The 26904-nt window shown below is 67.9% G+C and carries 33 protein-coding genes, 1 pseudogene and 1 riboswitch; of the genes and pseudogenes, 19 read left to right on the forward strand and 15 right to left on the reverse strand.

Going from position 1 to position 26904, the window contains the following annotated elements:
• Position 1: 1 nt before the first annotated feature.
• From BST13_RS30785 to BST13_RS30795, 3 genes are read right to left on the reverse strand one after another with little or no spacing between them, the layout of a single operon-like run.
• Complete coding sequence (locus tag BST13_RS30785; RefSeq protein ID WP_083168922.1) at positions 2-274, reverse strand: DUF2537 domain-containing protein; 273 nt, start codon at positions 272-274, stop codon at positions 2-4.
• Positions 275-283: 9 nt separating this feature from the next.
• Complete coding sequence (locus BST13_RS30790) at positions 284-1111, reverse strand: TrmH family RNA methyltransferase (protein ID WP_083168923.1); 828 nt, start codon at positions 1109-1111, stop codon at positions 284-286.
• The gene (locus BST13_RS30795; RefSeq protein ID WP_083168925.1) at positions 1108-1539 is read right to left on the reverse strand and encodes an Rv0880 family HTH-type transcriptional regulator; all 432 of its coding nucleotides are present in this window, start codon (positions 1537-1539) and stop codon (positions 1108-1110) included. The genes BST13_RS30790 and BST13_RS30795 overlap by 4 nt, the downstream gene beginning before the upstream one ends.
• A gap of 55 nt (positions 1540-1594) precedes the next feature.
• On the opposite strand from BST13_RS30795, the gene BST13_RS30800 reads away from it, so the two are divergent.
• On the forward strand, positions 1595-1840 hold the full coding sequence (locus BST13_RS30800; RefSeq protein ID WP_083168926.1) for a DUF2530 domain-containing protein: 246 nt from the start codon (positions 1595-1597) through the stop codon (positions 1838-1840).
• Positions 1841-1848: 8 nt separating this feature from the next.
• A complete protein-coding gene (locus BST13_RS30805) occupies positions 1849-2301 on the forward strand; it encodes an SRPBCC family protein (RefSeq protein ID WP_083168928.1) in 453 nt (150 codons plus the stop codon).
• Here the strand turns inward: BST13_RS30805 and BST13_RS30810 are convergent.
• On the reverse strand, positions 2298-2999 hold the full coding sequence (locus tag BST13_RS30810; RefSeq protein WP_245839872.1) for a DUF3027 domain-containing protein: 702 nt from the start codon (positions 2997-2999) through the stop codon (positions 2298-2300). The genes BST13_RS30805 and BST13_RS30810 overlap by 4 nt on opposite strands.
• Positions 3000-3327: 328 nt before the next feature.
• Between BST13_RS30810 and BST13_RS30815 the strand changes: the two genes are divergently transcribed.
• Complete coding sequence (locus BST13_RS30815; protein WP_095533777.1) at positions 3328-4914, forward strand: MFS transporter; 1587 nt, start codon at positions 3328-3330, stop codon at positions 4912-4914.
• Complete coding sequence (locus BST13_RS30820) at positions 4911-5417, forward strand: DUF2771 domain-containing protein (RefSeq protein ID WP_083168932.1); 507 nt, start codon at positions 4911-4913, stop codon at positions 5415-5417. Before BST13_RS30815 ends, BST13_RS30820 begins: the two co-directional genes overlap by 4 nt.
• Here the strand turns inward: BST13_RS30820 and BST13_RS30825 are convergent.
• The gene (locus tag BST13_RS30825) at positions 5402-6454 is read right to left on the reverse strand and encodes a glutathione S-transferase family protein (protein ID WP_083168934.1); all 1053 of its coding nucleotides are present in this window, start codon (positions 6452-6454) and stop codon (positions 5402-5404) included. The genes BST13_RS30820 and BST13_RS30825 overlap by 16 nt on opposite strands.
• A gap of 27 nt (positions 6455-6481) precedes the next feature.
• The gene (locus BST13_RS30830; RefSeq protein ID WP_029369734.1) at positions 6482-6892 is read right to left on the reverse strand and encodes a cold-shock protein; all 411 of its coding nucleotides are present in this window, start codon (positions 6890-6892) and stop codon (positions 6482-6484) included.
• A gap of 162 nt (positions 6893-7054) precedes the next feature.
• Between BST13_RS30830 and BST13_RS30835 the strand changes: the two genes are divergently transcribed.
• The 4 genes from BST13_RS30835 (at position 7055) to BST13_RS30850 (ending at position 9940) form a co-directional block, all read left to right on the forward strand.
• Positions 7055-7447: a YccF domain-containing protein gene (locus tag BST13_RS30835; RefSeq protein WP_083168935.1), complete on the forward strand. Its 393-nt coding sequence runs from the start codon at positions 7055-7057 to the stop codon at positions 7445-7447.
• A complete protein-coding gene (gene moaA, locus BST13_RS30840) occupies positions 7444-8514 on the forward strand; it encodes a GTP 3',8-cyclase MoaA (protein WP_083168937.1) in 1071 nt (356 codons plus the stop codon). The genes BST13_RS30835 and moaA overlap by 4 nt, the downstream gene beginning before the upstream one ends.
• A 2-nt stretch (positions 8515-8516) precedes the next feature.
• Positions 8517-8777, forward strand: coding sequence for a MoaD/ThiS family protein (locus BST13_RS30845; RefSeq protein ID WP_083168980.1), 261 nt, complete (start codon positions 8517-8519; stop codon positions 8775-8777).
• A 248-nt stretch (positions 8778-9025) separates the two neighbouring features.
• Positions 9026-9209, forward strand: a riboswitch (cyclic di-AMP (ydaO/yuaA leader).
• 8 nt (positions 9210-9217) lie between these two features.
• Entirely contained in the window at positions 9218-9940 is a 723-nt protein-coding gene (locus BST13_RS30850; RefSeq protein WP_083168938.1) for a transglycosylase family protein, read from the forward strand.
• Between the two features lie 6 nt (positions 9941-9946).
• Here the strand turns inward: BST13_RS30850 and BST13_RS30855 are convergent, their stop codons facing one another.
• Genes BST13_RS30855 through BST13_RS30870 form a run of 4 tightly spaced genes read right to left on the reverse strand, consistent with a single transcriptional unit; the run spans position 9947 to position 11559 of the window.
• Positions 9947-10375 carry a molybdenum cofactor biosynthesis protein MoaE gene (locus BST13_RS30855; protein ID WP_083168940.1) on the reverse strand — a complete coding sequence of 143 codons (429 nt, stop codon included), beginning with the start codon at positions 10373-10375 and terminating at the stop codon, positions 9947-9949.
• 28 nt (positions 10376-10403) lie between these two features.
• The gene (locus tag BST13_RS30860; protein ID WP_083168942.1) at positions 10404-10907 is read right to left on the reverse strand and encodes a MogA/MoaB family molybdenum cofactor biosynthesis protein; all 504 of its coding nucleotides are present in this window, start codon (positions 10905-10907) and stop codon (positions 10404-10406) included.
• Positions 10880-11359, reverse strand: coding sequence for a cyclic pyranopterin monophosphate synthase MoaC (gene moaC, locus BST13_RS30865; protein WP_083168943.1), 480 nt, complete (start codon positions 11357-11359; stop codon positions 10880-10882). The genes BST13_RS30860 and moaC overlap by 28 nt, the downstream gene beginning before the upstream one ends.
• Positions 11360-11361: 2 nt before the next feature.
• A complete protein-coding gene (locus tag BST13_RS30870; RefSeq protein ID WP_083168945.1) occupies positions 11362-11559 on the reverse strand; it encodes a hypothetical protein in 198 nt (65 codons plus the stop codon).
• A gap of 69 nt (positions 11560-11628) precedes the next feature.
• Here BST13_RS30870 and BST13_RS30875 point away from each other — a divergent pair, with 69 nt between their 5' ends.
• The 3 genes from BST13_RS30875 to BST13_RS30885 all read left to right on the forward strand — a co-directional run bounded on the left by BST13_RS30875 (position 11629) and on the right by BST13_RS30885 (position 17131).
• Positions 11629-13920, forward strand: coding sequence for a helicase-associated domain-containing protein (locus BST13_RS30875; RefSeq protein ID WP_083168946.1), 2292 nt, complete (start codon positions 11629-11631; stop codon positions 13918-13920).
• A 65-nt stretch (positions 13921-13985) separates the two neighbouring features.
• Positions 13986-15434, forward strand: coding sequence for an alpha/beta hydrolase (locus tag BST13_RS30880; protein WP_245839868.1), 1449 nt, complete (start codon positions 13986-13988; stop codon positions 15432-15434).
• A gap of 47 nt (positions 15435-15481) precedes the next feature.
• A complete protein-coding gene (locus BST13_RS30885) occupies positions 15482-17131 on the forward strand; it encodes a DNA repair helicase XPB (protein WP_083168949.1) in 1650 nt (549 codons plus the stop codon).
• Here BST13_RS30885 and BST13_RS30890 read toward each other — a convergent pair.
• The 3 genes and pseudogenes from BST13_RS30890 to BST13_RS30900 form a co-directional block, all read right to left on the reverse strand.
• Positions 17094-18651: pseudogene (locus BST13_RS30890) on the reverse strand (cytochrome P450). The gene BST13_RS30885 and the pseudogene BST13_RS30890 overlap by 38 nt on opposite strands.
• An 88-nt stretch (positions 18652-18739) precedes the next feature.
• On the reverse strand, positions 18740-19084 hold the full coding sequence (locus BST13_RS30895; protein ID WP_083168951.1) for a cupin domain-containing protein: 345 nt from the start codon (positions 19082-19084) through the stop codon (positions 18740-18742).
• A 149-nt stretch (positions 19085-19233) separates the two neighbouring features.
• Positions 19234-19557, reverse strand: coding sequence for a hypothetical protein (locus BST13_RS30900; protein WP_142282876.1), 324 nt, complete (start codon positions 19555-19557; stop codon positions 19234-19236).
• A 219-nt stretch (positions 19558-19776) separates the two neighbouring features.
• Here BST13_RS30900 and BST13_RS30905 point away from each other — a divergent pair, with 219 nt between their 5' ends.
• Both BST13_RS30905 and BST13_RS30910 read left to right on the forward strand, forming a co-directional pair.
• Entirely contained in the window at positions 19777-20061 is a 285-nt protein-coding gene (locus tag BST13_RS30905) for a hypothetical protein (protein WP_083168954.1), read from the forward strand.
• Complete coding sequence (locus BST13_RS30910; RefSeq protein ID WP_083168955.1) at positions 20058-20432, forward strand: hypothetical protein; 375 nt, start codon at positions 20058-20060, stop codon at positions 20430-20432. The genes BST13_RS30905 and BST13_RS30910 overlap by 4 nt, the downstream gene beginning before the upstream one ends.
• 7 nt (positions 20433-20439) lie before the next feature.
• Here the strand turns inward: BST13_RS30910 and BST13_RS30915 are convergent, their stop codons facing one another.
• Together BST13_RS30915 and BST13_RS30920 are read right to left on the reverse strand one after the other, a co-directional pair.
• The gene (locus tag BST13_RS30915; RefSeq protein ID WP_083168957.1) at positions 20440-21243 is read right to left on the reverse strand and encodes a helix-turn-helix domain-containing protein; all 804 of its coding nucleotides are present in this window, start codon (positions 21241-21243) and stop codon (positions 20440-20442) included.
• Position 21244: 1 nt separating this feature from the next.
• Complete coding sequence (locus tag BST13_RS30920) at positions 21245-21538, reverse strand: CDGP domain-containing protein (RefSeq protein ID WP_083168958.1); 294 nt, start codon at positions 21536-21538, stop codon at positions 21245-21247.
• 168 nt (positions 21539-21706) lie between these two features.
• Between BST13_RS30920 and BST13_RS30925 the strand changes: the two genes are divergently transcribed.
• Genes BST13_RS30925 through BST13_RS30950 form a run of 6 tightly spaced genes read left to right on the forward strand, consistent with a single transcriptional unit; the run spans position 21707 to position 26904 of the window.
• The gene (locus BST13_RS30925; protein ID WP_083168960.1) at positions 21707-22612 is read left to right on the forward strand and encodes an alpha/beta hydrolase; all 906 of its coding nucleotides are present in this window, start codon (positions 21707-21709) and stop codon (positions 22610-22612) included.
• A gap of 11 nt (positions 22613-22623) precedes the next feature.
• Positions 22624-23475: an MBL fold metallo-hydrolase gene (locus tag BST13_RS30930; RefSeq protein WP_211296223.1), complete on the forward strand. Its 852-nt coding sequence runs from the start codon at positions 22624-22626 to the stop codon at positions 23473-23475.
• A gap of 1 nt (position 23476) precedes the next feature.
• Positions 23477-24199, forward strand: a complete 723-nt coding sequence (locus BST13_RS30935) for a flavin reductase family protein (RefSeq protein ID WP_083168961.1) — start codon at positions 23477-23479, stop codon at positions 24197-24199.
• Positions 24196-25326, forward strand: a complete 1131-nt coding sequence (locus BST13_RS39920) for an alpha/beta fold hydrolase (protein ID WP_245839869.1) — start codon at positions 24196-24198, stop codon at positions 25324-25326. Before BST13_RS30935 ends, BST13_RS39920 begins: the two co-directional genes overlap by 4 nt.
• Entirely contained in the window at positions 25323-26183 is an 861-nt protein-coding gene (locus BST13_RS30945; protein ID WP_083168963.1) for an MBL fold metallo-hydrolase, read from the forward strand. Before BST13_RS39920 ends, BST13_RS30945 begins: the two co-directional genes overlap by 4 nt.
• 1 nt (position 26184) lies before the next feature.
• Positions 26185-26904, forward strand: coding sequence for a hypothetical protein (locus BST13_RS30950; protein ID WP_083168964.1), 720 nt, complete (start codon positions 26185-26187; stop codon positions 26902-26904).

The raw sequence follows: 26904 nt of genomic DNA on the forward strand, positions 1-26904 counted from the left end.
GTCACTGCGACAGGACCGCCGCGAGCAGGGCCAACCAACCGACGGCCACTCCCACCCCGGCGCCGAGGACGAACCATCGCCACACGGGTCGGTGCCGCCATCCCCACACGGTCGGTGCGAGGCCGCCGACGGCCACCATGTTCAGGCCGATCGCCAGCAGCGGGTGCACCCGGGTGAGGCCCAGGCCGAGGACCACGATGGCCGCCGCGAGCACCGCGGCCACGAATCCGGCAACGGTCAGCCCGGTCCCCCACGGTGTCGAATCGTCGGTCACGGGTTCAATCTACGTCGGCTCCGAGAGCCTGGCCCGCTCGTAGAACGCCAGGGCGGCGGCCGTGGCGACATTGAGGGAATCGGTGCCGCGCGACATCGGGATCCGGACCCGTACATCACTGGTCCGCATGGTGTGCTCGGTGAGCCCGGGGCCCTCGGCGCCCACCAGGATCGCCACCCGCTCGGATTGCAGCTTCGCCATGGCCTCGGGCAGCGTCGCCGCGGCCGCATCCGGTGTCATGGCAAGAACACGAAAGCCGTTGTCCTGCAATATCTTCAGGTCAGCGGGCCAGGACTGGGCCCGGGCAAACGGCACCAGCAGGGCATGGCCCATCGACACCCGCACCGCGCGGCGGTACAGCGGGTCGGCACATCCCGCGCCGAACACCACCGCGTCCACCGCGAGCCCCGCCGCGTTGCGGAAGATCGAACCGAGGTTCTCGTGGTCGTTGACGCCCTCCAGCGCCACCACGGTTCTGGCCTCCGAGATCACGTCGGCCACCGACAGTTCCGGTGGCCGCGACGCCGAGGCCAGCACGCCGCGGTTGAGGTGGAAGCCGATGGCGGTGGCCATCACCTCCGCGCTGGCCCGGTAGAACGGGACCTCCACACCGGCGAGGTCGTCGGCAAGCTCGCCGAGCCGCCGGTCGGTGCCGAGCAGCGCACGCGGCACGAACCGCGAGGCCAGCATGCGCTGCACCACCAGCACTCCCTCGGCGATCACCAGGCCCTTGCCGCTGGGCAGATCCGGCCGGCGATCCACGCTGTTGAGGTCGCGGAAATCGTCGATACGCGGGTCGGCGGGATCCTCGATATCGATGACCTGCAATGCGCTCACGCGCCGTCGTCGACCATCGCCGAGATCAGATCGGCCGCCGCAACCAGTGTTTCGCGTTCGTCGGGGTCGAGCCGAGCCAATCGATCCTTGAGCCAGTCCTGGGTGGCCCGTCGTTCGGCCTCGATCAGGCTGACGCCCGCGGGCAGGGCCGAGACCATGACCTGACGTCCGTCGACCGGATGGGCAGTGCGCTCCACCAGGCCCTGCTCGGCCAGCGCGGCGATCACCCTGGTCATCGACGGCGGGCGGACCTGCTCGCGTACAGCTAATTCTCCCGGTGTCATGGAACCCTCTTTGGCCAATGTCGACAGGGCCGAGAGCTGGGTCAGCGAGACCGCCGAGTCAGAGCGCCGGACCCGCAGTTGCCGGGTGAACCGCATGACGGCCAGTGCCAGGTCACTCGCCAGCCGAGCATTCGGGTCTTTCACACGGCAAATAGTACTGAGTGCCCGGACCGCGGGTGCTCGAGTACGTTGGTCAGCGATGACCGACGAGCCGCAACCGCCGCCGCTGCCCGCCGCGCTGCTTGAGCCGTGGCCGGTGATCGTGGTGATCGCGGCAGGATGGCTGATCGCGACCGTCCTGGCCTTCACGGTGCCGAGTCTGCACAGTTGGCGGCCACTGTCGCTGGCCGGGTTGGCCATCGGCCTGCTGGGCACGTCGATCTTCCTGTGGCAACGTCACGCCGTGCGGCGCGGAGCGCGCGGTGCCCAACGCGGATTGACCTGAGGAGAACCATGGCTGCGCCACTGCTGCAGGCCCAGATCGACATCGATGCGCCGGTCGACACCGTGTGGGCGCTGATCTCGGATCTGAGCCGGATGCCGGAATGGAGCCCGCAATGCCGGGTGATGAAGCTGCGCGGGCCGCTGCGGCCGGGTGCGCGCACCTTCAACCTCAACAAGCGCAAGTTCACCTACTGGCCCACCACCTGCACCATCACCGAGGTCATCCCTGCGCAGAAGCTGGCCTTCAAGGTCGACCTCAACAACACCATCTGGTCCTATGAGCTGCAGCCCACCGAATCGGGCACCCGGGTCATCGAGAGCCGCCACGCCGAGAACGGCGTGAAAGCCATCTCCAACGCGCTGGTCGACGCGTTCATGGGCGGGGTTCCGAATTTCGAGGACGAACTCGTCGACGGCATGAACGCGTCGCTGGCCCGCATCAAAGCGGCCGCCGAGCGCTAATCGGCGAGGTCGAGGACCCCGTCGTCGAAGGGCTCGTACAGTGGCGAACCCGTCCCCGGCGGTTGCGGGGTATCCGAGTGGGCCCCGCACCCGTAGTTGGCTTCGACGACATGGCCGTCGGCGGAGAGTTCGTTGGCGCACACACCGAACATCAGGCCGAGCGCGCCGCCGAGCGGAAGATAGAAGGCACAGTCGCGACACGCCCTGCGGGTCGAACGTGCCATCGCAGAACCCGGGCCGAAGTCGCCGTCATGCCAGCGCTGGGCGGCCTCGGCGCGACCGAAGGGGCTGAGCACCTGACGGCGTCCGAGTCCCAACTCCACGGCGGTGTCGTCGATCAGCGGGTCGCCCGTCGCCATGAAACCGGGAGTCAACCGGGGATCGTCGGGCGGCGGAGCCAACAGGTCACCAGGTCCCAGATCGCCCGGCCGGACCCGTTCCTGCCACGGCACCCATTGCGGCGCCAGCAGCGCCGTTGGCCCCGGCACGAGGACCAGTTCACTGATGGTGGCGTGGTCGGCGCCCGGGTAGGCCGCCATCACGACAGCCCACTGCCAACCGCGGTAGCCCGTCAGGTTCGCCAGGAAGCGATGCGTCGCCGAACTGGGGTCCTCGAACGTGGCACCGAGGTACTCCCCGACCGTCTCCGCGCCGCTGAACTCGGCCAACGCCGCGCGCGCCTGGTCGACGGCACCCATCAGCAACGCCTCAAGGCCCGGCTCCGGCACAGCATCCGTCGCCGCATCGGCCTCGGTAGCCTGCTCAGGCTCGGTAGCCTGCTCGGATTCCGCGGCCTGCTCAGGAGTTTCGGCCTGATCAGCAACCTCGGCCGGCTCGGAAACCGGCTCGGTGGCTTGCTCGACAGGTTCGGTCACGCTTTCCATCGCCATCCATAGTGCCTGACCGGTTCGGTCGAAAGCCACACCGGTCGCCGGTGCGCCCTGCGGGGCGCGGATAAGCGAGAATCGAGGGGTGACCTACTACCCGCCGCGGCCGCCGGCCGATCGTGGCGCGGAGCATCCCGGCATGGCCAATTACCCCAGCGACGAGACGCCCCGACGTCCCCGCCGACCGTCAGGCCCGAGCTCCAATCGCTGGTTGCCGCCGCTGGACGACGAGCACGCAGGCAGCTATCGCGCGGATCGCTCCGACCCGCAGTCGCGCGTCGGCTCTGCGGGCGGTGAAAAGGTCACGGTGACCCGTGCCGCGGCAGCGCGCAGCCGCGAGATGGGTTCGCGGATGTACGGGTTCGTGCACCGCGCGGCCACTGCCGACGGCGCCGACAAATCCGGCCTGACCGCGCTGACCTGGCCGGTGGTGGCCAACTTCGCCGTCGATGCGGCCATGGCCGTCGCCCTGGCCAACACGCTGTTCTTCGCCGCCGCCAGCGGTGAATCCAAGAGCAAGGTGGCGCTGTACCTGCTGATCACCATTGCGCCGTTCGCGGTGATCGCACCGCTGATCGGGCCCGCCCTCGACCGGTTGCAGCACGGCCGCCGGGTGGCGCTGGCCGCGTCGTTCGCGCTGCGCACGGTGCTCATCGTGGTCCTGATCGCGAACTACGACGGGGATTCGGGCAGCTACCCGTCGTGGGTGCTCTACCCGTGCGCGCTGGGCATGATGGTGCTCTCCAAATCGTTCTCGGTGCTGCGCAGCGCCGTCACGCCCCGCGTGCTGCCACCGAGCATCGACCTGGTCCGGGTGAACTCCCGGCTGACCACCTTCGGCCTGCTCGGCGGAACCGTGGTGGGCGGCGGTATAGCCGCGGGCGCCGAATATCTGCTCAACGTCGTGCACCTGCCCGGTGCGCTGTATGTCGTCGCCGCCGTCTCGGCGGCCGGTGCGGTGCTGGCCATGCGGATCCCGAAGTGGGTCGAGGTCACCGAGGGCGAGGTGCCGACGACGCTGAGCTATCACGGCGGCCCGGGTGACCTGCGGCGTCCCGGCAAGACCAAGGCGGCGCGCCAACCCATGGGCCGCAACACCATCACCGCGCTGTGGGGCAACTGCACCATCAAGGTGATGGTCGGGTTCCTGTTCCTGTACCCGGCCTTCGTGGCCAAATCGCACGACGCCACCGGTTGGCAACAGCTGCTGATGCTCGGCCTGATCGGGGCGGCCGCGGGCATCGGCAACTTCGGCGGCAACATCGCGGCTGCCCGGCTCAAACTGGGCCACCCCGCCCAACTGGTCGTGCGCGCCTCCGTCGCCGTCACCGCCGTCGCGCTGGCCACCGCACTGACCGGCAACCTTCTCGTCGCGGCGGGCGCCACGCTGGTGACCTCGGCTGCCAGCGCCATCGCCAAGGCATCGCTGGACGCGTCGCTGCAGGACGATCTGCCCGAAGAATCGCGCGCCTCGGCCTTCGGACGCTCCGAATCGGTTCTGCAGCTGGCCTGGGTGGCCGGTGGCGCGACGGGCGTGCTGATCTACACCGACCTCACGGTCGGGTTCACTACCATCACCGCCGTGCTGATACTCGGCCTCGCGCAGACCATCGTGAGCTACCGCGGCGAGTCACTGATCCCCGGCCTCGGCGGTAACCGCCCGGTGCTGGCGCAACAGGAAGGCGGAGGGCCCGCGATGGCGAGCACGACGGACATGCCGCGATGAGGCGTTTCTTGGCCATTCTCGCGGTGATCGTCGTGGTGGCGGCTGCGGGCACGGCCGTGGCGGTGACGCAGCTGAGCCACGGACACGACAAGCTGCCGAAGATCAGCGCATACAGCAACGGGCATCTGACGCGCGTCGGGCCGTTCCGTTACTGCCCGGTGCTCAACCTCAACGACTGCACGCAGTCAGGCAGCCAGGGCGAATTGCGCGTCAACAAGGAACACCCTGTGCAGCTGTCGGTGCCCGCGGAGATCGCCCGCGCGCCCTGGCGCCTGCTCCGCGTTTACGAAAACCCGATCGACACGACGTTGTCGCTCTACCGCCCGAATACCACTCTGGCCGTGACGATTCCGACGGTCGACCCGCAGCGCGGGCGGCTCACCGGCATCGCGGTGCAGCTGCTTACGTTGGTGCAGGATCAGAACGGCGACGTTTTCGACCTGCCGCACGCGGAATGGTCCGTGCGCACCAATTGGCCCGACAAGGCTCAGCCGGCGCCGTGATCTGAGGGATCTTGAACTGCGCCATGCGTGCGCGGTACCCGTTCGGACTCGCGCGTCGGCCCGGGCGGCGTGCCATCACCGAACGGCCTGCCGCCCAATGACTCCCGGCCGTGCGGGGTGAGCCAGTTGGCCAGCTCCGGCCCTTTCGGGACGATCCGCGTCGGGTTGATGTCGGCATGCACGATGTAGTAGTGCTGCTTGATCTGCACGAAATCGATGGTGTCGCCGAACCCCGGGGTCTGGAACAGGTCGCGGGCATAAGCCCACAGCACCGGCATCTCGGTGAGCTTGGACCGGTTGCACTTGAAGTGGCCGTGGTACACGGGGTCGAACCGCGCCAGCGTGGTGAACAGTCGCACGTCGGCTTCGGTGATGGTGTCGCCCACCAGATATCGCTGAGTCGCCAACCGTTCGGAGAGCCAGTCGAGCGCGGTGAACAACCGGTCGTAGGCAGCGTCGTACGCCTCCTGTGAGCCGGCGAAACCGCACCGGTACACGCCGTTGTTGACCTCGGTGTAGATGCGCTTGGCGACTGTGTCGATCTCGTCGCGCAGCGGCTCGGGGTACAGCTGAGGCGCACCGTCACGGTGGAACTCGGTCCACTCGGTGGAGAAGTCCAGCGTCATCTGGGCGAAGTCGTTGGTCACCACCGCACCCGTCGGCACATCGACGACGGCGGGCACCGTAATGCCCTTGGGATAGTTGGGATCACGCGCGAAATAGGCGTCCTGCAGCCGCGGGATCTTCAGCACCGGGTCGAGCCCGCCGGGGTCCAGGTCGAAGGTCCAGCTGCGTGCATCATGCGTCGGGCCGCAGAAGCCGATGGACAGCGCGTCCTCCAGCCCCAGCAGCCTGCGCACGATGATCGCCCGGTTGGCCCACGGACAGGCCCGCGCCACCACCAACCGATAGCGGCCGGCCTCGACGGGATAGCCGTCGAGGCCGTTGCGCGTGATCCGGGTGGTGATGTAGCTGGTGTCGCGGTTGAATTCGCCTCCGGACGAGGACTTGTCGGCGACGTATGAACCCTGGGTCATACACCCAGTCTGCCCCGCCGCACGGCGTCAGGCGTCGAGTTCCCGAGCGACGGCCTTGACCACCTCTGACACCCGCCGGGCGACCTTGCGATCGGGATACCGGCCCTTGCGCAGTTCCGGCTGCACCGTGTCCTCCAGCAGCGTGATCATGTCCGAAACCATGCCGTGCAGCTCGTCGGGGGTGTGCTTGTGCTCGGGACGCTCGGCTTCGCGGCGAGCTTTACTCAGGCTCGGCGGCGGGTCAATCAGCTTGAGGCTCAATGCCTGAGGGCCACGACGACCTGCGGCGACCCCGAACTCGACGCGCTGGCCGGCCTTGAGGGCCTCGATGCCCGAAGGCAACGCCGAAGACCGGACGTAGACGTCCTCGCCCTCCTCCTGGGACAAAAACCCGAAGCCCTTTTCGGCGTCGTACCACTTAACCCTGCCGGTCGGCACTGGACTCACCTGCTCGTCGTTGGTTGCACTACTGGAGACACACAAAGTTCGCGTCCCGGTTTGCGCCGGAACGCGATGTGCAGATCCTACTCTGAGCCGGTTCGCTCCTTCATCCCCATTACTCGGTAGGCTTGTGCCACCGCTGGAGGAGATGCGCCCTATATGCGAGTGATACTCAATGTCATCTGGTTGATCTTCGGCGGCCTGTACCTGGCGCTGGGATACCTGCTGGCAGCGCTGATCTGCTTCATCCTGATCGTCACCATCCCGTTCGGGTTCGCCTCGCTGCGCATCGCGTCCTACGCGCTGTGGCCGTTCGGCCGCACCATCGTCGACAAACCGGGCACCCGGCCGGGCGCGCTGATCGGCAACATCATCTGGATCCTGTTGTGCGGCATCTGGCTGGCCATCGGCCACCTGGTCAGCGCCGTCGCGATGGCGATCACCATCATCGGCATCCCACTGGCGCTGGCCAACCTCAAGCTGATCCCGGTGTCGCTGATGCCGCTCGGCAAGGAGATCGTGCCGGTGGACTCGGCGAGGACTCCGGCATGACCGTCACCGCGCTCGGATTGCCCACCGTGAACCGTGGCGGGCCCGCGGAGCCGGCTCCGGCCAGCGGCCCGCTGATCGACACCTACGGGCGGGTGGCCACCGACCTGCGCGTCTCACTGACCGACCGGTGCAACCTGCGCTGCACGTACTGCATGCCCGCCGAAGGCCTGGACTGGCTGCCCGGGCAGGCCCTGCTCACCGCGGACGAGCTGGCCCGCCTGCTGCGCATCGCGGTGACCCGCCTCGGCGTCACCAGCGTGCGCTTCACCGGCGGCGAACCGCTGGTGACCCGGCATCTGGAAGACGTGGTGGCCGCAGCGGCGGCGTTGACGCCCCGCCCGGAGATCACCCTGACCACCAACGGCATCGGGCTGCAACGCCGCGCGGCCGGGCTGCGCCAAGCCGGGCTGGACCGCATCAACGTCTCGCTGGACAGCGTTGACGCGGCGCATTTCGCCCGGATCACCCGCCGGGACCGGCTCGCCGACGTACTCGCGGGCCTGGCGGCAGCCAAGGCCGCCGGACTGCAACCGGTGAAGGTGAACGCCGTGCTCGACCCGGTGTCCGGGCTCGACGACGTGGTCGATCTGCTGCGGTACTGCCTCGAGCACGGTTACCAACTGCGCATCATCGAGCAGATGCCGCTGGACGCCGGGCACAGCTGGAAGCGGGACGCGGTGATCGACGCCGACCGGATCCTGCAGACCCTGCGCCAGCACTTCGACCTGCAGCCCGACCCCCGACCTCGCGGCTCGGCGCCCGCAGAGCTGTGGCAGGTGGGGCCGGGAGCGACGCATCCCGGCGGCACGGTCGGCGTGATCGCCTCGGTGTCGCACGCCTTCTGCTCGGCCTGCGACCGCACCCGGCTGACCGCCGACGGCCAGATCCGCAGCTGCCTGTTCTCCACCGAAGAGACCGATCTGCGGGGTCTGCTGCGCGCCGGCGCGGACGACGCTGCGATCGAGGCCGCGTGGCGCGGCGCCATGTGGGCCAAGCCCGCGGGCCACGGCATCAACGATCCGAGCTTCGTGCAACCGCAGCGCCCGATGAGCGCGATCGGAGGGTGACGGTGACAGCCACGGTTGAGGTGACGGTCCGTTATTTCGCCGCCGCGGCGGCCGCTGCCGGCGTCGAGACCGAAACGTTAGGTCTCAAATCGGGAACGACCATCGAGGAACTCATCGGACAGCTCGGCGAAGGCAACGCGGAGCTCGCGCGAGTGCTGAAACGGTGCTCCTACCTGTGCGATGGCGTCGCGGTGCGTGACACATCGAGCGCTGTGACAACGCCGCAGACCCTTGATGTGTTACCCCCATTCGCCGGCGGGTAACGTGATTTGCATCACATAACGAAATGGTCACGAGCTGGCTACGAGCGCGTTTACCGGAGCCGCGACCTGCGGAAACGCTTCAGCAACCTGGACCTTTAATGCTCTTTTAAATTTTGCCGAGGCGAAAAACGCCCGAACCGGCAAAAGATGACGAGACCGCGGCGAGCCGTTACCTTCATTCCCAAGTCAACTGACTCTCTATCGGATGACCTGCCACCCCCGATTGCGCCGAGCTCCATCCATCGGGCGGGTGGTTAACGACGAACACAACATGGATGGAGGCGGGGGACCCACCGGTCCACCGAGCTACAAGGACCAGGAGCCGCTTGCGGCCCCTTGGGGTGAAGCCGTCGTCGTTTCGACGTCGCCGGCCGGGCTACCTCTCCAGCCCGAACCCGACAGCTGACCTCGTGGGCGCATACGAGAGGACCTGCACGCTCATGAGTGGACGGCATCGCAAGCCCACTACGTCTTCATCAGCCAAGAACGTCGCCAAGATCGCCGTAACCGGCGTCGCGCTCGCCGGAGGCAGCCTCGCCCTGGCAAGCCAGGCGTCCGCCGCCACCGACGGCGAATGGGACACCGTGGCCCGCTGCGAGTCAGGCGGCAACTGGGCCATCAACACCGGCAACGGCTACCAGGGCGGGCTGCAGTTCTCGCCGAGCACCTGGTCGGCTCACGGTGGCGGCCAGTACGCCCCGGCGGCGAACATGGCCACCAAGGATCAGCAGATCGCCGTCGCCGAGCGCGTCCTGGCGAGCCAGGGCAAGGGCGCCTGGCCCGTGTGCGGCCACGGCCTGTCGAGCGCGACCCCGCGCAACGTGGTGAATCAGCCGCAGCCGCTGGACAACGCGTCCGTCAACGCCCCCGATGCTCCGGCTCCGGCCGTCGAGCCCGCTGCGTTCGATCCCGCCGCAGCCCCGGCACCCGACGCTCCCCCGCCTGCTCCGCAGGACCTACCCCCGGCTCCCGAGGCCCCGGCCCCGGCTGACGTCCCGCCGCCCGCCGCGCCGGTCACCGACGCTGCCCTGCAGGCTCCTGCCCCCGAAGCTCCTCCGGCCGAGGCGCCCGCTCCCGTGGACGCCCAGCCCGTCTCCTACTCGGAGCAGATCCAGCAGGCCATCGAAAAGCAAGGCCTGAACGGCAACGTTCTCATCGGCTGAGCTCGCTCAGGCCGAGTTGACCCACTCGTCGGTGCCGTCGACGAAGTGCTGGTGCTTCCACACCGGTAGACGTTCTTTGACGGTATCCACGAGGCGGGAACAGGTTTCGAACGCCGCCCTGCGATGGTCCGCTGCCACAACGGCCACCAGGGCGGCGTCGCCTATTTTCAGGGCTCCGATGCGGTGACTGACCGCAATGGCCCGGACTCCAACACTGTCCGCGGCGATTTCGGCGGCAACGGCCTGCAACGTCTGCAGGGCGGTCGGATGGGCCGAGTACTCCAGCCGCGTCACCGACCGGCCTCCGTCGTGGTCACGAACCACGCCGGAGAACCCCACGACGGCGCCTGCGGCCTCGTGGGCCACCAGCGCCTCATGTTCGGCCAGCTCGATGGGATCCTCGGTGAGTGCCACCCGGGCGACTACAGCGCTCATTTGTTGTGCCTCCTCTTCGCGCAAGCGCTCATCGGGTGTGATCCTGGCCGCTCAACTGATCCAACGCGTGCTCCAACACATGATCGAGCACGCCCAGGCCGTCCTTCACCCCGCCTGGCGAGCCCGGCAGGTTCACGATCAGGGTGCGTCCGGAGACGCCGCACACGCCCCGCGACAGCACAGACGTGGGAACTTTGTGGCCGCCTGAGCGGCGGATGGCGTCGGCCAGGCCGACCACCTGATAGTCCAGCACCGCCATCGTGGCTTCGGGAGTGCGGTCGGTCGGCGAGATGCCGGTGCCACCGGACGTGATGATCAGATCGATGTGTTCGGCCAGAGCTGAGCGCAGCGCGGCGCCCACCGCGGCGCCGTCGGCGACGACCATCTGCTCGGTCACGTCATAGCCGCGGTCCGCGAGCCAGCCGACGATCATGGGGCCGGTGCGGTCGTCATATACCCCGGCTGCCGCGCGCGTCGAGGCGATCACGACGCGCGCCGAACGGGTTACGCCGGTGGAGTGTCTGGAGTCCATAGACCCGTTTTACCGCCCTCTTTGCGCAGTACCCGGATCTGGTCGAGGCGAGCCGCCGGATCGACGGCCTTGATCATGTCGTAGAGCGTCAACCCGGCCACGCTGACAGCGGTCAGCGCCTCCATCTCCACGCCGGTACGGTCGGTGCTGCGCACGGTCGCGGTGATGTCCACGCGGTCGGTACCGATGTCGAAATCGACGTCGACACCGGTGAGGGCCAGCTGGTGGCACAGCGGGATCAGGTCGGAAGTGCGCTTGGCCGCAAGGATGCCGGCAACGCGGGCGGTGGCGAGCGCATCACCCTTGGGCAGCCCGCCCGAGGCGATCAGCGTGACCACCTCGGCGGTCGTCAGCAGGGTGCCCGCAGCCACGGCGGTGCGCTTGGTGACGTCCTTGGCAGTGACGTCGACCATGTGCGCCGCCCCGGTCTCGTCGAGGTGCGACAGGCCCACTGTTACCGGTTGACGACGGTGACCGACTGAATGAACGGCAGGGTGTCTGCCGGTACGGGGAAGATGACATCCCCGAACGGAGACAGGGCGCCGGTGCGGTCGGTCGCCAGTTCGCTCACGGCGTGATCGTCGCCGTCGCTCAGTACCGGCCAGCCGTTGTCGACGTACTGATTCTTCTTGTTGTCAGCCACGCCCCACATTGTGGCAGGCCAGACATCCGGAGGCGAGACCGGCATGGCACCAGTGCGCTGCTTTACGCTGGTCAGGATATGACCGCGAAGACTCCTTCGGAGGACAGGAGCGCCGCAACCCGGCCGAGTGCCGGGATCCCGCTGGGCGCCTGGCTGGCCGAGCTCCCCGACGAGGGACTCCTGCGGATTCTGCAGCTGCGGGGGGACCTGACCCAACCGCCTCCGGCCAGCCTGGCGGCGCTGGCTGCCCGGGCCCTGTCCCGGCAGTCGGTCAAGGCGGCCACCGACAGCCTGGACTTCCTGCATCTCGCGGTGCTCGACGCGTTGCTGGTGTTGCACGCCGACTCCGGGGCCGTCGCGGTCACCGAGGTGATCGAGCTACTGGGCGACCGCGGCGATCCCGACGCGATCCGTGCCGCGGTGGACGATCTGCGCGAGCGGGCCCTGGTGTGGGGCGCCGACGAAGTGCGGGTGGCCCCCGAGGCGACCGGGTCGCTGCCGTGGTACCCGGGCCAGGCCGCGTTGGAGGCATCTGATCGCAGTGCCGACGAGATCGCCGAGCAGCTGGCCGATCTCGACGACCCGCAGAAGGAACTGCTGGCCCGGCTGGTGGAGGGTTCGCCGGTGGGTCGTACCCGCGATGCCGCTCCCGACACGCCGCCGGATCGGCCGGTGCCAAGGCTTCTGGAAGCCGGTCTGCTGCGGCGGATCGACGACGAGACCGTGATCCTGCCGCGGCTGGTGGCCCAGTCTCTGCGGGGCGAGGTGCCCGGTCCCACGGAGTTGGCGGTTCCGGCGCTGCAGTCGACGACCACGACAACCGCCGACGTGGACGCCGTGGCCGCAGGCGCCGCCATCGACCTGCTGCGTGAGATCGAGTTACTGATCGAAACCCTCAGCGCCACACCGGTTCCCGAGCTGCGCAACGGCGGGCTCGGGGTGCGCGACGTGAAACGACTGGCCAAGACGACCGGTATCGACGAGCCGAGGCTGGGACTCATCCTGGAGCTGGCGGCGACGGCGGGGCTGATTGCGGTCGGCATGCCCGATCCCGACCCGGGCGACGGCACGGGTCCGTACTGGGCGCCGACGGTGACCGCCGACCGCTTCGTGGAATCGTCGACGGCGGCGCGCTGGCAGCTGATCGCCTCGACCTGGCTGGACCTGCAGGCCCGCCCGGCATTGATCGGCTCCCGCGGCCCTGATGGAAAACCCTTTGCGGCACTGTCGGATTCACTGTTCTCCACCGCGGCGCCGCTGGATCGCAGGCTCCTGCTCACGGTGCTCGGCGAGCTGCCGCCGGGCACCGGCGTCGACGCGGCCGAGGCATCGCGGGCCATGATCTGGCATCGGCCCCGCTGGTCGGCGCGCCTGCAGCCGGCCACGGTCGGCAACCTGCTCGACGAGGCGCACGCAGTGGGCCTGGCCGGGCGCGGCGCGATCAGCACACCGGGACGCGGGCTGCTGGCCGACGATCCGGCCGACGACGTCCTGGCGACGATGGCCAAGGTGCTGCCCAAGCCGCTCGACCACTTCCTGCTGCAGGCCGATCTCACGGTGATCGTGCCGGGGCCGCTGGAGCGTGACCTGGCCGAGAAGTTGGCGACGGTGGCCACCGTCGAATCGGCAGGCGCGGCCATGGTTTACCGCATCACCGAGGCGTCGGTGCGGCACGCGCTGGATGCGGGGCGCACTGCGGGTGAACTGCACAGCCTCTTCGAGAAGCACTCCAAAACCCCTGTGCCGCAAGGCTTGACGTATCTGATCGACGACGTCGCCCGCAGGCACGGGCAGCTGCGGGTCGGGATGGCGTCGTCGTTCGTGCGGTGTGAGGATGCCGCGCTGCTGGCGCAGGCGGTGGCATCGTCGGCCACCGAGCGCCTCGAGCTGCGCCTGCTGGCCCCCACCGTCGCGGTGTCGCAGGCCCCGATCTCCGACGTGCTGGCCGGCCTGCGCGACGCGGGATTCGCCCCGGCGGCCGAGGACTCGTCGGGCACCATCGTCGACATCCAAGCTTTCGGCCACCGCGTCGCCGCCCCCACCAGGCGCCGCGTGCATCGGCCCGCGACACCCCCGACCACGCAGACGCTTTCGGCCATCATCGCGGTGCTGCGCAAGGTCTCCAGCGGACCGTTCGCCAACGTCCGGCTGGATCCCGCGGTGGCCATCACCCAACTGCAGGATGCCGCGATCGCCCAGACCTCGGTGCTCATCGGGTATGTGGACCCGGCGGGCGTGGCGACCCAGCGTGTGGTGGCCCCCATCAACATTCGCGGAGGCCAGCTGACCGCTTACGATCCCGCCGCGGGACGCGTGCGGGAGTTCGCGATTCACCGGGTCACCTCGGTCGTGTCGGCCAACGACGACTGATCGCGGTTCGCGACTAACCCGGCGAACAGCTCCGGCACAGCTCATCCACAGAACCATTCACGACCATGTCTGTCGTGACGACCCTGTTGAGCGAGGCTGCCGTGGCTCCGGCACGACGCGGCGTGTCGCTGCTGCACGGCTGGCTGCCCCCGACGGTATGGGCCGTGGCCGCGATCGTTTTGGTGCTCGCGATCGGTTGGCGCAACCGGCGGTGGCGGCTGATCTGGCTGCCGGTGGCGATCGTGATCGGTCTGATTCTCGCGGGGTGGACCCACTGGTACATCGATGCGCAAGGGCTGGCGGGCGATCCCGCCCCGGACTCGCTGTGGGTGTGGGTCGGCCTGACCGGACTGGCGGCAGCCGTCGCAGTGCTGGGGTGGCGGGGCAGCCACTGGTGGCGCCGCGCAGTTTCCGTCGTCGCCGTGCCGCTGTGTCTGTTGAGCGCTGGGCTGGCCCTCAATCTCTGGGTCGGTTACTTCCCGACGGTTCCCGCCGCCTGGAACGAATTGACGGCCGGGCCGTTGCCCGACGAGACCGACCTGGCCACGGTCCAGGGCATGCGCGGCAAGGGCGCGCCCGCGCATGGGGCCCTCGTTCCGGTGGACATCCCGCAGGATGCGTCGGGATTCAAGCACCGCACCGAGCTGGTCTATCTGCCGCCGGCCTGGTTCGCGACCGATGCACCGAAGCTGCCGGTGGTGATGATGATCGCCGGTGAGTTCAACACCCCCTCCGACTGGCCGCGCACCGGCAACGCCATCGCCACGATCGACAGCTTCGCCGCGGCACACGGCGGCAATGCCCCGGTGTTCGTGTTCGTCGACGTCGGCGGGTCGTTCAACAACGACACCGAATGCGTCAACGGTCCGCGCGGCAACGTGGCCGATCACCTCACCAAGGACGTCCCGCCGTATGTCGCCGACACCTTCGACGTCCAGCAGGCGAACTGGGGTGTGGTCGGCTGGTCGATGGGTGGCACCTGCGCGGTCGACCTGACCGTGATGCACCCCGAACTGTTCAGCTCGTTCGTCGACATCGCCGGGGACATGGGCCCCAATGCGGGCACCAAGGATCAGACCGTCGCCAGGATCTACGGGGGCGACGCGTCGCAGTGGCCCGTCTACGACCCCACCACGGTCATCAACAAGCACGGCCCGTACCAGGGCGTTTCGGGTTGGTTCGCGATCTCCTCGGATGCCCCGCAGCAACACAAGGGTGGGTACGGGAACCCGAACGCGGTCGGCCTCGGCGGGCAGGACGCGGCGGGCAACCCCGGTGATCAGACCGACGCCGCCAACTCGTTGTGCACGCTCGGCAGAACCCACGGCATCACCTGTGCCGTCGTCGCCAGCCCGGGCAAGCATGACTGGCCGTTCGCGATGGATGTGTTCAAAGCCTCGCTGCCCTGGCTGGCCGGCCAGGTCGGCACCCCGGGCGTCGCGAAGGTGCCATTGCCCGGCGACGGGCACGGTCGCGCACCGGCAGGTGTCTCGCTACAGGCCGCCACCCACTGAGCCATGCACGCACTGCCGTTGTCGGCGCACTCTGGATAATGGGACAAATGACCGACGGCCCGCTGATCGTGCAGTCCGACAAGACGGTGCTGCTGGAGATCGACCACGAACAGGCCGGCGCGGCACGTGCGGCCATCGCCCCGTTCGCCGAACTGGAGCGCGCGCCCGAACACGTACACACCTACCGCATCACGCCGCTGGCGTTGTGGAACGCCCGCGCGGCCGGCCACGACGCCGAGCAGGTGGTCGACGCGCTGGTCTCGTTCTCCCGCTACGCGGTGCCCCAGCCGCTGCTGGTCGACATCGTCGACACCATGGCCCGCTACGGCCGCCTGCAGCTTGTCAAGCATCCGGCCCACGGGTTGACCCTGGTGAGCTTCGACCGGGCCGTGCTCGAGGAAGTGCTGCGCAACAAGAAGATCGCGCCGATGCTGGGGGCTCGCATCGACGACGACACCGTGATCGTTCACGCCAGTGAGCGCGGCCGCGTCAAGCAGATGCTGCTCAAGATCGGCTGGCCCGCCGAGGACCTGGCCGGTTACGTCGACGGCGAGGCCCATCCGATCGCACTCGCGCAGGACGGCTGGCAGCTGCGGGACTACCAGGAGATGGCCGCCGACTCGTTCTGGGCAGGTGGTTCCGGTGTCGTGGTGCTGCCGTGTGGCGCGGGTAAGACGCTCGTCGGGGCGGCGGCGATGGCCAAGGCGGGTGCGACGACGCTGATCCTGGTCACCAACACCGTGGCGGGCCGGCAGTGGAAGCGTGAACTGGTCGCCCGCACGTCGCTGACCGAAGACGAGATCGGCGAGTACTCCGGGGAGAAGAAGGAGATCCGCCCGGTCACCATCGCGACCTACCAGGTGATCACCCGACGCACCAAGGGTGAGTACAAGCATCTGGAGCTGTTCGACAGCCGCGACTGGGGGCTGATCATCTATGACGAGGTGCACCTGCTGCCTGCGCCGGTGTTCCGGATGACCGCAGACCTGCAGTCCCGGCGCAGGCTCGGGCTGACAGCGACCCTGATCCGTGAGGACGGCCGCGAGGGCGACGTGTTCTCGCTGATCGGGCCGAAGCGCTACGACGCCCCATGGAAGGACATCGAGGCCCAAGGCTGGATCGCCCCGGCCGAGTGCATCGAGGTCCGGGTGACCATGACCGACAACGAGCGCATGATCTACGCGACTTCCGAGCCGGACGAGCGTTACAAGCTGTGCTCGACCGTGCACAGCAAGATCGCGGTGGTCCGCTCGATCCTGGAACGCCACCCGAACGAACAGACGCTGGTCATCGGCGCCTACCTGGATCAGCTCGAGGAACTGGGCCAGGAGCTCGACGCCCCGGTGATCCAGGGCTCGACGAAGAACTCCGAACGCGAGGAGCTGTTCGACGCGTTCCGCCGCGGCGACATCTCGACGCTGGTGGTCAGCAAGGTGGCGAACTTCTCCATCGATCTGCCCGAAGCGTCTGTGGCCGTTCAGGTTTCGGGCACCTTCGGGTCGCGTCAGGAGGAGGCGCAGCGGCTGGGCCGGCTGTTGCGGCCGAAGGCCGGCGGCGGTGGCGCGGTGTTCTACTCGGTGGTGTCACGCGATTCGCTCGACGCGGAGTATGCCGCGCACCGGCAGCGGTTCCTCGCCGAGCAGGGTTACGGCTACATCATCAAAGACGCCGACGATCTGCTGGGCCCGGCGATATAGCCCGGCGCCGCACCGCCATCAGCATCTTGCCGTCGGGGCCGCCGGTGAACGTCAACTCACGCCGCAAGCGCTGACCGGGCACCAGGTCGAGTTCGTAGCGCTGGGCAAGGCGGGCGACGATCAGCGTGGCCTCCTGGTTGGCGAAACCCGATGCGATGCACATCCTTTTGCCGGCACCGAACGGGATGTGGGCGCGCCGCTGGGGTCCGTCGAGGTTCTCTTTGCGGAACCGTGACGGGTCGAAGTCGTAGGCGTTCTCCCAGACGCGCCGGTTGTGGTGCACGCTGTGCATCAGAACGGCAACGCTGGTGCCGGCCTTGATCGGATAGTCCCCCAGCACGTCGTTGGCCTTGGCGGTGCGGGCCACGCCCATGATCGGCGGGAACACCCGCATGGCCTCGGCCACCACGGCCTGCGTCCAGGGCAGGTCGTCGATGTCGGCAGCGGTGGGTTCACGCCCGCCGAGCACCTCGTCGAGCTCCTCTCCGAGTCGACGGCGGGCCTGCGGGTGTTGCGACAGCAGGAACCACGTCCAGGCCAGCGCGGCGGCCGTCGTCTCGAATCCCGCGCCGAGGAACGTCATCACCTCGTCGCGGATCTCCAGATCGGTGTAACGGTAACCCGTTTCGGGATCTTCGGCAGACATCAAGAGGGCCAGCAGGTTGTCGGTGCCCGCGATCTTGCCGTTGCGGTGGTCGGCGATCATTTCATCGATGAATCGTTCGATGCGGCCCAGTCCGCGTCGCCCGCGGCGCGATCACCCATGCACCGCGCCGCAGTTCGTTGATCGCCATGCGGGGTGCACGCGCAGCCAGCCACCGCGGGCCGCGCCTGGACAACTGATCGGCGCGCCACCGCAGCGGCCGGGCCACGCCGAGCAGGAATCCGTAGCCGAAAAGGGTTAGCAGACGCGCGAAATCGGTACGCATCTGCTCGGCGAGGCGCCCGTCGAGTTCGATGCCGAACATGGTGCGGGCGATGATGTCCAGTGTCACGTAATTCATCTCGGCGGCGACGTCGATGGGCCCGCTGTTCTGCTCCCACCGGTCGGCTGCCGCGCTCGCCGCGGCCACCATCTGCGGCGCGAAGGAATCCACGTGGCGTTTGGCGAAGATCGGTTGAACCAGTCGCCGATTACGTTGCCACAGTTCGTCGTTGAGGTCGGTCACCAGCCCCCGGCCGAACGCGACCGCCAGCAGGTCGTACTCGGCGTTCTTGGTGTAGTTGTCCTGGTTGGTGACCAACACGTGGCGTGCGATGTCGGGATTGCGTACGACGACGAACTTCGCCAGCGGGGCGCGGGCGACGACGATGTCGTCCTGTCCGGGAAGCTCTGTCGCGTATTCGTAGATGGTGTGCCGGTAGCCGGCCCGGATGGCCTTGAGCGCCAACCACCATGATTTGAGATATCCAATGTCGGTGTGCTGCCAGCGAATCGGGGTCGGCGCCCACCGTGGTGGATGCAGCGAGGCGTGGACGGGGCAGGTGCCGACGGCGTCTTTCGTGGCGGGCTGGGACATCTGACCACCTCCCGGTCGGAGTCCGAGCACCCCAAGCTCGGACTCCCGGTATACAGTACCGGCGGTATCGGGTTTTGGCCAGATGTCGCTACGCGTGCGGCCCGACCGCCTTGACCACCGTCAACAACACGACGGAATCCTCGAGCGCACGCAGACTGTGCCTACTGCGCGGGACCACGATGTGGTCGCCGGGCGACCCTTCCCAGCTGGCCTCTGAGTTCCCCAGCGACACCCTGCCCTCGATCACCTGCAGCGTGGCCTCGCCCGGGCTCTCGTGTTCGTCGAGAGCACTGCCCGCGGTGAGAGCGATGAGGGTCTGCCGCAGCGTGTGTTCGTGCCCGCCGTAGACGGTATGCGCACTGCGACCGCTGCTGGCCGACCGGGCTGTGGTCAGCTGCTGACGGGCAAGGGCAGTGAGCGAGATCTTCTCCATAACCGGATCGTGCCACTCGGGTTCGACGGATTCCGGCGGTCGGTCGGGAACAATGGAAGAAACGTCGAAATCGTGACCGCCCGCGGCGCGCCGCCGGTCGGCCGGCAAACTGCGCGTCGCCCATCCACCGGGTGGGCAGCGGATTCGGATCAGGCCGAGCGGATCTCATTTCCGGGAAACCTGCCCCGCAACGCGGCCAGCATCCGCTCGACCTCCGCAATGCGGGCATGCACCCGAAGGACGGCTTCGGGCAGCCTGGTGGGCGCCGCGGTATGCCGCTCCGATCGATCACGCCAGGCCCGTTCGGCAAGGGCGGCGAGCCCATGAAGCTCCGCAACCTCCGCCTGCATCATCTCTTCGAACAGGCGCGATTGCGCCACATCGGCCGGATGCGGTGGCCGGGACCACGTGTCGACGTGTGGCGACCGGGACGGCATCGCATTCGCCTTGGACTCGCGTCGCTGTGACAGCACGGACGTATCGTGACGCAATTTGCTTCCCTCAGCGACTCCACAGGTTCATCGGGGATTCACCTCTCCGCCACCTTTCGGCAGCCGCGAACCCGGTCCAGCTAACCGATGAGGCCGCCGCGGACCAGATTCTTGGGATCGGTAGCCGGCCGCACGCAGTGTGCTTGCTGTCATCGCGGCGCCGATGAGACGGGGCCGCACAAGAGACAAGGAACACCGCTCATGAAGATCCTGCCCGCCGGCATCGAGCAACAGATCAACCGTGTCGACCGTCAGCGCAGCCTGCTCATCGGGATCAGCTGCGGCCTGCTGGCGTTCTGGTCCGCCTATCGCGTGATCTGGGCTCTCTACCTTGCGCTCACCTACGACTTCATCTTCGGATCGCTGGTCTTCCCGATCGCGCTGTGGGCCGTCATCGGCGCCGTCGCGGGGATCGCGGCCACCGCATTCCTGACCCACTACGCCAAGGGCAGCGCATCCGACACCGATCACGTGGATCAGCGATGATCCGACGACTGCTGCGCACTGCCGCCGGCCCACTGCTGTCGGCGGGAGTCGCAATCGTCGGCGTCGGGTTGACGACTGGCGTCGCCCACGCCAACGGCGGCCCATACACCTGGTGCCCGGGCCAGTCCATGGAGGACCCGAGCGGTCCGAATCGATATGGCAATCAATATGTTTGGGACATGAGCCGGTGCCACACCTGGTACCGCGTGTCGTACGGGTTCGGCAACGTTCCCCGCGACATCAACGGACAACAGACCCTGCAGGGCTCGAGTGCGTGGGACGGGGAAGACCCTCCTGTGCCGGAACCGGTGAACTGCGGCCTGTTCTGGTGCCCGATCCCACCGCACCCGGATCCGAATTTCCACGGATGACGAGCGCCTACATGGCGCGAAGAGCATCCAACGCCGCGGCGGAGTCGCTACCCGGTTCGGCGCGGAAGATGATCAGATGCTGACCGCCCGAGTGTGGCACGTGCAACCGGTTGCGCCGTAGGCGCATCTCGCCGACCACAGGGTGCCGTACGTGGGTGACGCCGGGGCGATAGCCGACATCCGCGCGTGCCCACAATTCGCGGAAACGTTCACTTGCCGAGGATAATTCGTCGATCATCCGGCGTAGCCGGGGGTCGTCGGGGGTACTTCCCGCGACTTCCCGCAGCCCGCTCACGGCGATATCGGTCGCGTCGTCCCAGTCGACGAAGAACTCGCGGGCCGCCGGGTCCAGCAGGCGCCACTTCAGGAAGTTCTCACCGGGTCGGAACGCCGGAGCCAGTGCCTGTGCGACGGCGTTGGCCGCCAACACGTCCTGATACCTGTTGGCGACAATGGCGGGCATCGGGAACTGGTCGATCAGCTCATCCAGACCGTCAGCCACTTCCTCCAGATCACCCTGTTCCCAACGGGTTCCGGTCTGCCCCGCCAACTGGTGCAGGTACTCGGTGCCCTTGATGTCCAGCTGCAGTACCCGCGCCAGGGCGTCGAGCACCTGGGCCGACGGATTCTTGTCCCGCCCTTGCTCCAGCCGCAGGTAGTAATCAGAACTGATCCCGGCCAACAACGCCAACTCTTCCCGGCGCAGCCCGGCGACCCGTCGCCGCGAGCCGGCCACCAGTCCCACGTCGGTAGGACGGACCTGCTCACGCCGCGACCGCAGGTAGTCCCCGAGCGCGTTGCCCTTCACCACGTCAGTCGTCGATATGAGCCGGCGGATCGGTGAACGTCCAATCAAACGGATAGTCGTGGCCAGGGCCCATCAGATCGCAGCGCTTCACGGGCACCAAGTGGGAACTCAAACCACTGGGCACATAGTTGTACACCGCCGTGCAACGCTGCCACGTGCCGTCGGGCTGGATGGGCCCGTCGCACTTGCTGATGACCGGTCCGCCGTACAGGCACCCGGCGCTGGCAGGCGGTGCAGCGGCGACCAGACCTCCAGCGATCAACACCACGGCCAGTCCACCGACGACGCAGAGCTTCATAGGGCTCCTCCCATCACCACTCAATGACGCTACCGCAGCGAATCCACCTGGCGAACCTCGTCGGCGAAAGCCTGGAGAACAGATACGCGTTCGCCTGATCCTGTCCCTGCCAATACCAGGATCAGCGCGGCGTTCCCATGTCGCCCGCGCAGACCAGAAGGTGGAGGCATGACCGAACGACGCGACATCGAGTTCCCCGCCGAGGGACCAGTGACACTGCGGGGCTGGCTGTTCCGGCCGCAGGGGCCAGGCCCGCATCCCGCGATCACCATGGCACACGGTTTCGCCGGGGTGAAGGAGCACGGCCTGGAGCGGTTCGCCCGGTTCTTCGCCGAGGCCGGGTTCGTGGTGCTGGTCCACGATCACCGGGGTTTCGGGGCCAGCGACGGCACGCCTCGGTTCGACATCGATCCGTGGGTGCAGATCGCCGACTGGCGCCGCGCCATCTCGTACCTGGAGAGCCGCCCGGAGGTCGATCCGCAGCGGATCGGACTGTGGGGTAGCAGCTACGCCGGTGGACACGCCATCGTGCTGGGCGCCACCGACCGCCGGCTGCGCGCCGTGGTCGCCCAAGTACCGACCATAAGCGGCTACCAGCAGAGCCTGCGGCGCGTACCACCCGATCAGGTGGCGACGCTGGAGGCCCAGTTCATCGCCGACGACCGGGCCCAGTTCCGGGGCGAACCTCCGGCCGTGCAGGCCGTGGTGAGCGACGACCCGGCGATCCCCGCCGCCTACCGGTCCCCCGACGCGATCGCGTTCTATACCCAACCGACGCCAGACAACGTGTGGCACAACGTCATGACGGTCCGCTCGTCACGAGCAGCACGCATGTACGAGCCCGGCACCTGGATCGACCGGATCTCGCCCACCCCGCTGCTGATGATCGTCGGCCTGCAGGACACCGTCACGGTCACCGATCTGGCACTGGGGGCATACGAGCGCGCCCTGGAGCCCAAAAAGCTGGTGACCATCTCCGGCGGCCACTTCAACCCGTACCTGGACCGGTTCGACCAGGCCGCGGGCGCGGCCAGAGACTGGTTCATCGAGCACCTCATCCAGTCCGAATTGTGAAGGGAAACATCATGTCCGAGCTGCGCTACGAGGTGCTGGTCCACGACGGCCTGCCCCGCCACCGCGAACAGCGACTGCCCGACGGCAGCCCCATCGTGTCGTCCCCTGTGTCATCCACCCTCATCCTCGGCGAGCACGACGCCGTGCTGGTGGACCCGCCGTTCACCCACGACCAGGTCCGTCGCACCGGGGACTGGATCGAAAACTCCGGCCGCACGCTCAAATACGTCTACGCGACGCACGGCCACGGGGATCACTGGTTCGGCACCGATCTGCTGCTGCAACGATTCCCAGACGCGGTCGCCTATGCCACCGAAGGCACCATCGCGAAGATGCACGAACAGGCCGTCGCCGGTCGCGCCCAGATGTGGGATGTCGACTTCCCGGGCCAGATCCCCGCGAGCCCCGTTGTGTACCAACCCATCCCCGCCGACGGTTTGGAGCTCGACGGCGAGCGCCTCCTCGCTGTCGAGGTCGGCCACACCGACACCGACGACACCACGGTGCTGTACGTGCCCTCGATCGGGCTGGTCGTCGCGGGCGACGTCGCCTACAACGGCGTGCACCAGTACCTGTTGGAGAGCGACCACGGCGGCATCAAGTCCTGGCTGCACGCACTGAACACGGTCACGGCCCTTCAGCCCCGCGCAGTGGTGGCCGGACACAAGAACAAGGATCTGCCCGACGATCCGAGGATCCTCGCCGAAACCCGCGACTATCTGCTCGACGCGCAGCGCCTCCTCGCTGGAAGCCCCAGTCCCCGAGAGTTTTTCGACTACATGACCCGCCTCTACCCCAACCGGCTCAACGTCGGTCCGGTCTGGTACAGCGCCGTGGCGCTGCTGTCTGGAAAGGAATCCTGAAATGATCATCGATGCAGACGATCTCGATGCCACGTCGAGCTACAAGCTTCTCATCGGCAGTGTGTTGCCGCGGGCCATCGCCTGGATCAGCACCGCCTCGGCGACCGGGGTCGGCAACATCGCGCCGGTGTCCTTCTTCACCGTGGTCGGCCGCATTCCGCCCATCCTGTCGGTCTCTCTGCAGCCGCGCTCCGACGGTGTCACCCTCAAGGACACCTTCGTCAACATCCGCGACACCGGGGAGTTCGTGGTCAACATCGCCTCGATCGATCAGGCCGACGCCGTGCACCGGTCGGCGTTCGAATTCGATTCCGGCGTGGATGAATTCGAGGCCTTGGGGCTGACCAAGGCCCCGTCGGAAGCCATTGCGGCGCCGCGGATCGCCGAGGCTCCGATCTCGTTCGAATGTGTCGTGGACCGCATCATCCCAATGCCGCCGCTGCCGGACCATGTGGTGTGGGGCCGGGTCAAGCGCATCCACGTACGCGACGACCTGTACCTGTCCCGGGGCCGCATCGACGTCGGTGCGCTCAACGCCTTCGGGCGCCTGGCCGCCGAATACACGATGGTCAACAACATCTTCACCACGCCGCTGCCAGACGGCCTTGCCGCACAGCTGGCCTCCCAGCGCGCGGAACGCCTGGACGGCAAGGCCTCTGACTATTCACCCATCGACACCGCCGCATGGTCACCGTCCGGCGCTACCAAGGAGACGGCGAAGTGAGCACGCTGTTACTCATTCACGGCTTCCTCGACGACGTCGAGGTCTGGGACGACGTCGTGTCCGCACTGTCCGACGACGTGCATGTCATCCGCTATCAGCTGCCGGGCTTCGGGACGAGAACCGGCGACACCACACCCGAGCCGACCCTGGAAGCGCTTGCGGACGAGGCCGGGTGCCTCCTCGACGGCGTCGCAGGCGACACCATCGTGGTCGGGCAGAGCCTCGGGTCACAGATCGCCGAACTGGTCGCCGCCGGTCACGCCGGGAAAGTCACCGGCCTGGTGCTGGTCACCCCGGTTCCGCTGGGCGGCACCCGGCTTCCCGCAGAGGCCCTTGCCCCGTTCCGTGCGTTGGGTGGCGATCCCGCCGCGCAGCATGCCGCCCGGGCCGCCCTGTCGCCGGCCTTGACCGACAAGCAGCTTGACCGGCTGACCCGCGCCGGTGAATCGGCGCGCCCGGATGTGGTGAGCCGCTACGTCGACGTCTGGAACGACGGAGTCCCGGACGCTCCGCCGGTCAGCTCATTCACCGGTCCCGTGTTGATCGTCCGCGGCGGCGCCGACCCGTTCGTCACCACCGAGCTGACCGACAGGATCAAGCCACGCTTCCGGCACGCCCACGAGGAGGTGATCGACGCCGGTGGGCATTGGGTGCATGTCGAGTTCGCCGACCAGGTCGCTTCCGCGATCGTGGCCTTCGCCGACAACATCGGCGGCGGTGCGGCGGCGGCCGGCTGGCGGCAGGCGTTCGCCGAGCAGTCGAAGGCCGGCTTCGCCGATGCCTTCGCCGACGACATCGTGCTCGATGCCACCACGCTGATGGAACCCGTCGTCGGGCGGGAAGCGGTGTCCACCGTGCTCGCCGCCGCAAGCTCCATCTACGAGACCCTGGAGTTCACTGCCGAGGCCACCGACGGGTCGACCAGCTACGTCCAGTGGCGGGCGACGGCCTTCGGCGGCATGGCAATTCGGGGCATCACAATCCTGGAACGCGGCGCCGATGGCCAGATCGTCTCCGCCGCGATTCACCACCGACCGCTGGGCGCGGTGCTGCGGTTCGCCGCCGAGATCCGCGATCGGCTCGCGGAAGCCATTCCGGCCATTCACTTCATCCAGGAGACGCGATGAGCGCATTGTCACACCAGGTATTCGTCACCGGGCAACTCCCGCAGTCGGGCCGCGGCCCGCTACCCGACGGCAGCCGGCGGATGTGGTCGCCGATCACCTCGACACTGGTCACGGGTTGCCGCGACGCGGTGCTGGTGGACCCGCCGCTGACCACCGCGCAGGCCGTCGATGTGGGCGACTGGGTCGCGGAATCTGGCCGGCGACTGACCGCGATCTACATCACCCACGGCCACGGTGACCACTGGTTCGGGGCGATCCCGCTGCTGCAACGGTTCCCGGATGCGGTGGTCCACGCCACCGCGGGCACGGTGGGCCACATGGCGGCACAGAACTCACCGGAGTTTCGGGCTTCTTTCTGGGACAAGGTGTTTCCCGGTGAACTGCCGACCGGTGAGGTCCCGGTCAGCGTGGTCGACGAGGACGGCTTCGAACTCGAGGGTGAGCGATTACTGCCGGTCGAGGTGGGCCACACCGACACCGACGCCACCACCATGCTGTCCGTGCCCAGCACCGGGCTGCTCGTGGCGGGCGATGTCGTCTACAACGGCGTGCATCTGTATCTCACCGAATCCGGTGGCGTGGCAGGTCTCGACGAGTGGCTTGCCGCCGTCGACGTCGCCGAAGGTCTAGGGCCGACCGCCGTGATCGCCGGCCACAAGAATCCCGACGCACCCGACGATCCCTCACAGCTCGAGGCCACCCGGAAATACCTGACGGACGCGCGCGAGCTGCTCGAAACATCCTCTGGTGCCGAGGATTTCTACCGCGCCATGCTGGCCCTGCACCCGAACCGGATCAATGCCGGTGCGCTGTGGGGCGCGGCGATCACCCTGTTCCCTTCCGATGGACGAGGTTGAGATGACCGACTTGCTGGCGGACGTTCTGCAAGCCCACGGCGGTCTGCCGCAGTGGAACAGGTTTTCCCGGGTTGAGGCGACGATCCTGACCGGCGGCAAGCTCTGGGCCCTCAAGGGTCAGCCGCAGGACGCCACACCCCGCCGGATGACAGTGACCCTCCAACGGCAATGGGCCTCGGTACAACCATTCGGTGCCCCCGACCAGTTGACCGACTTCACGCCCGCTCGGGTCGCCATCGAGAAACTCGACGGTCGCGTCGTCGCCGAGTTACCCAGCCCGCGTGACTCGTTCGCCGGCCACCAACTCGAATCCCCGTGGAATCCGTTGCAACGTGCGTACTTCAACGGCTATGCGCTGTGGAACTATCTGACCGCGCCGTTTCTGATGTCGTTGCCGGGCTTCTCCGTCCGCGAGATCGACCCGGTCACCGACCGGGGCGAGACGTGGCTGGGCCTGCAGGTGCGCTATCCGTCGAACGTCGCCAGTCATAGTCGGACAGAGGAGTTCTACTTCGACGCCGACCACCTGATCCGGCGTCACGACTACCGGGTGGATGTGGCCGGCGGGTTCGCCACCAAGCACTACACCGACGACGTCGTCGAATTCGACGGCATCAAGGTGCCGACGAAACGCCGTGCGTACCGCTGCGATGCAAACGGCGAGATCATGCCCGGCGAGCTCATGGTCGCCATAGATCTCAGCGACATCCGGTTCAGCTGA

This window comes from Mycobacterium aquaticum (genome assembly GCF_002086485.1).
GTDB classification, from domain to species: domain Bacteria; phylum Actinomycetota; class Actinomycetes; order Mycobacteriales; family Mycobacteriaceae; genus Mycobacterium; species Mycobacterium aquaticum.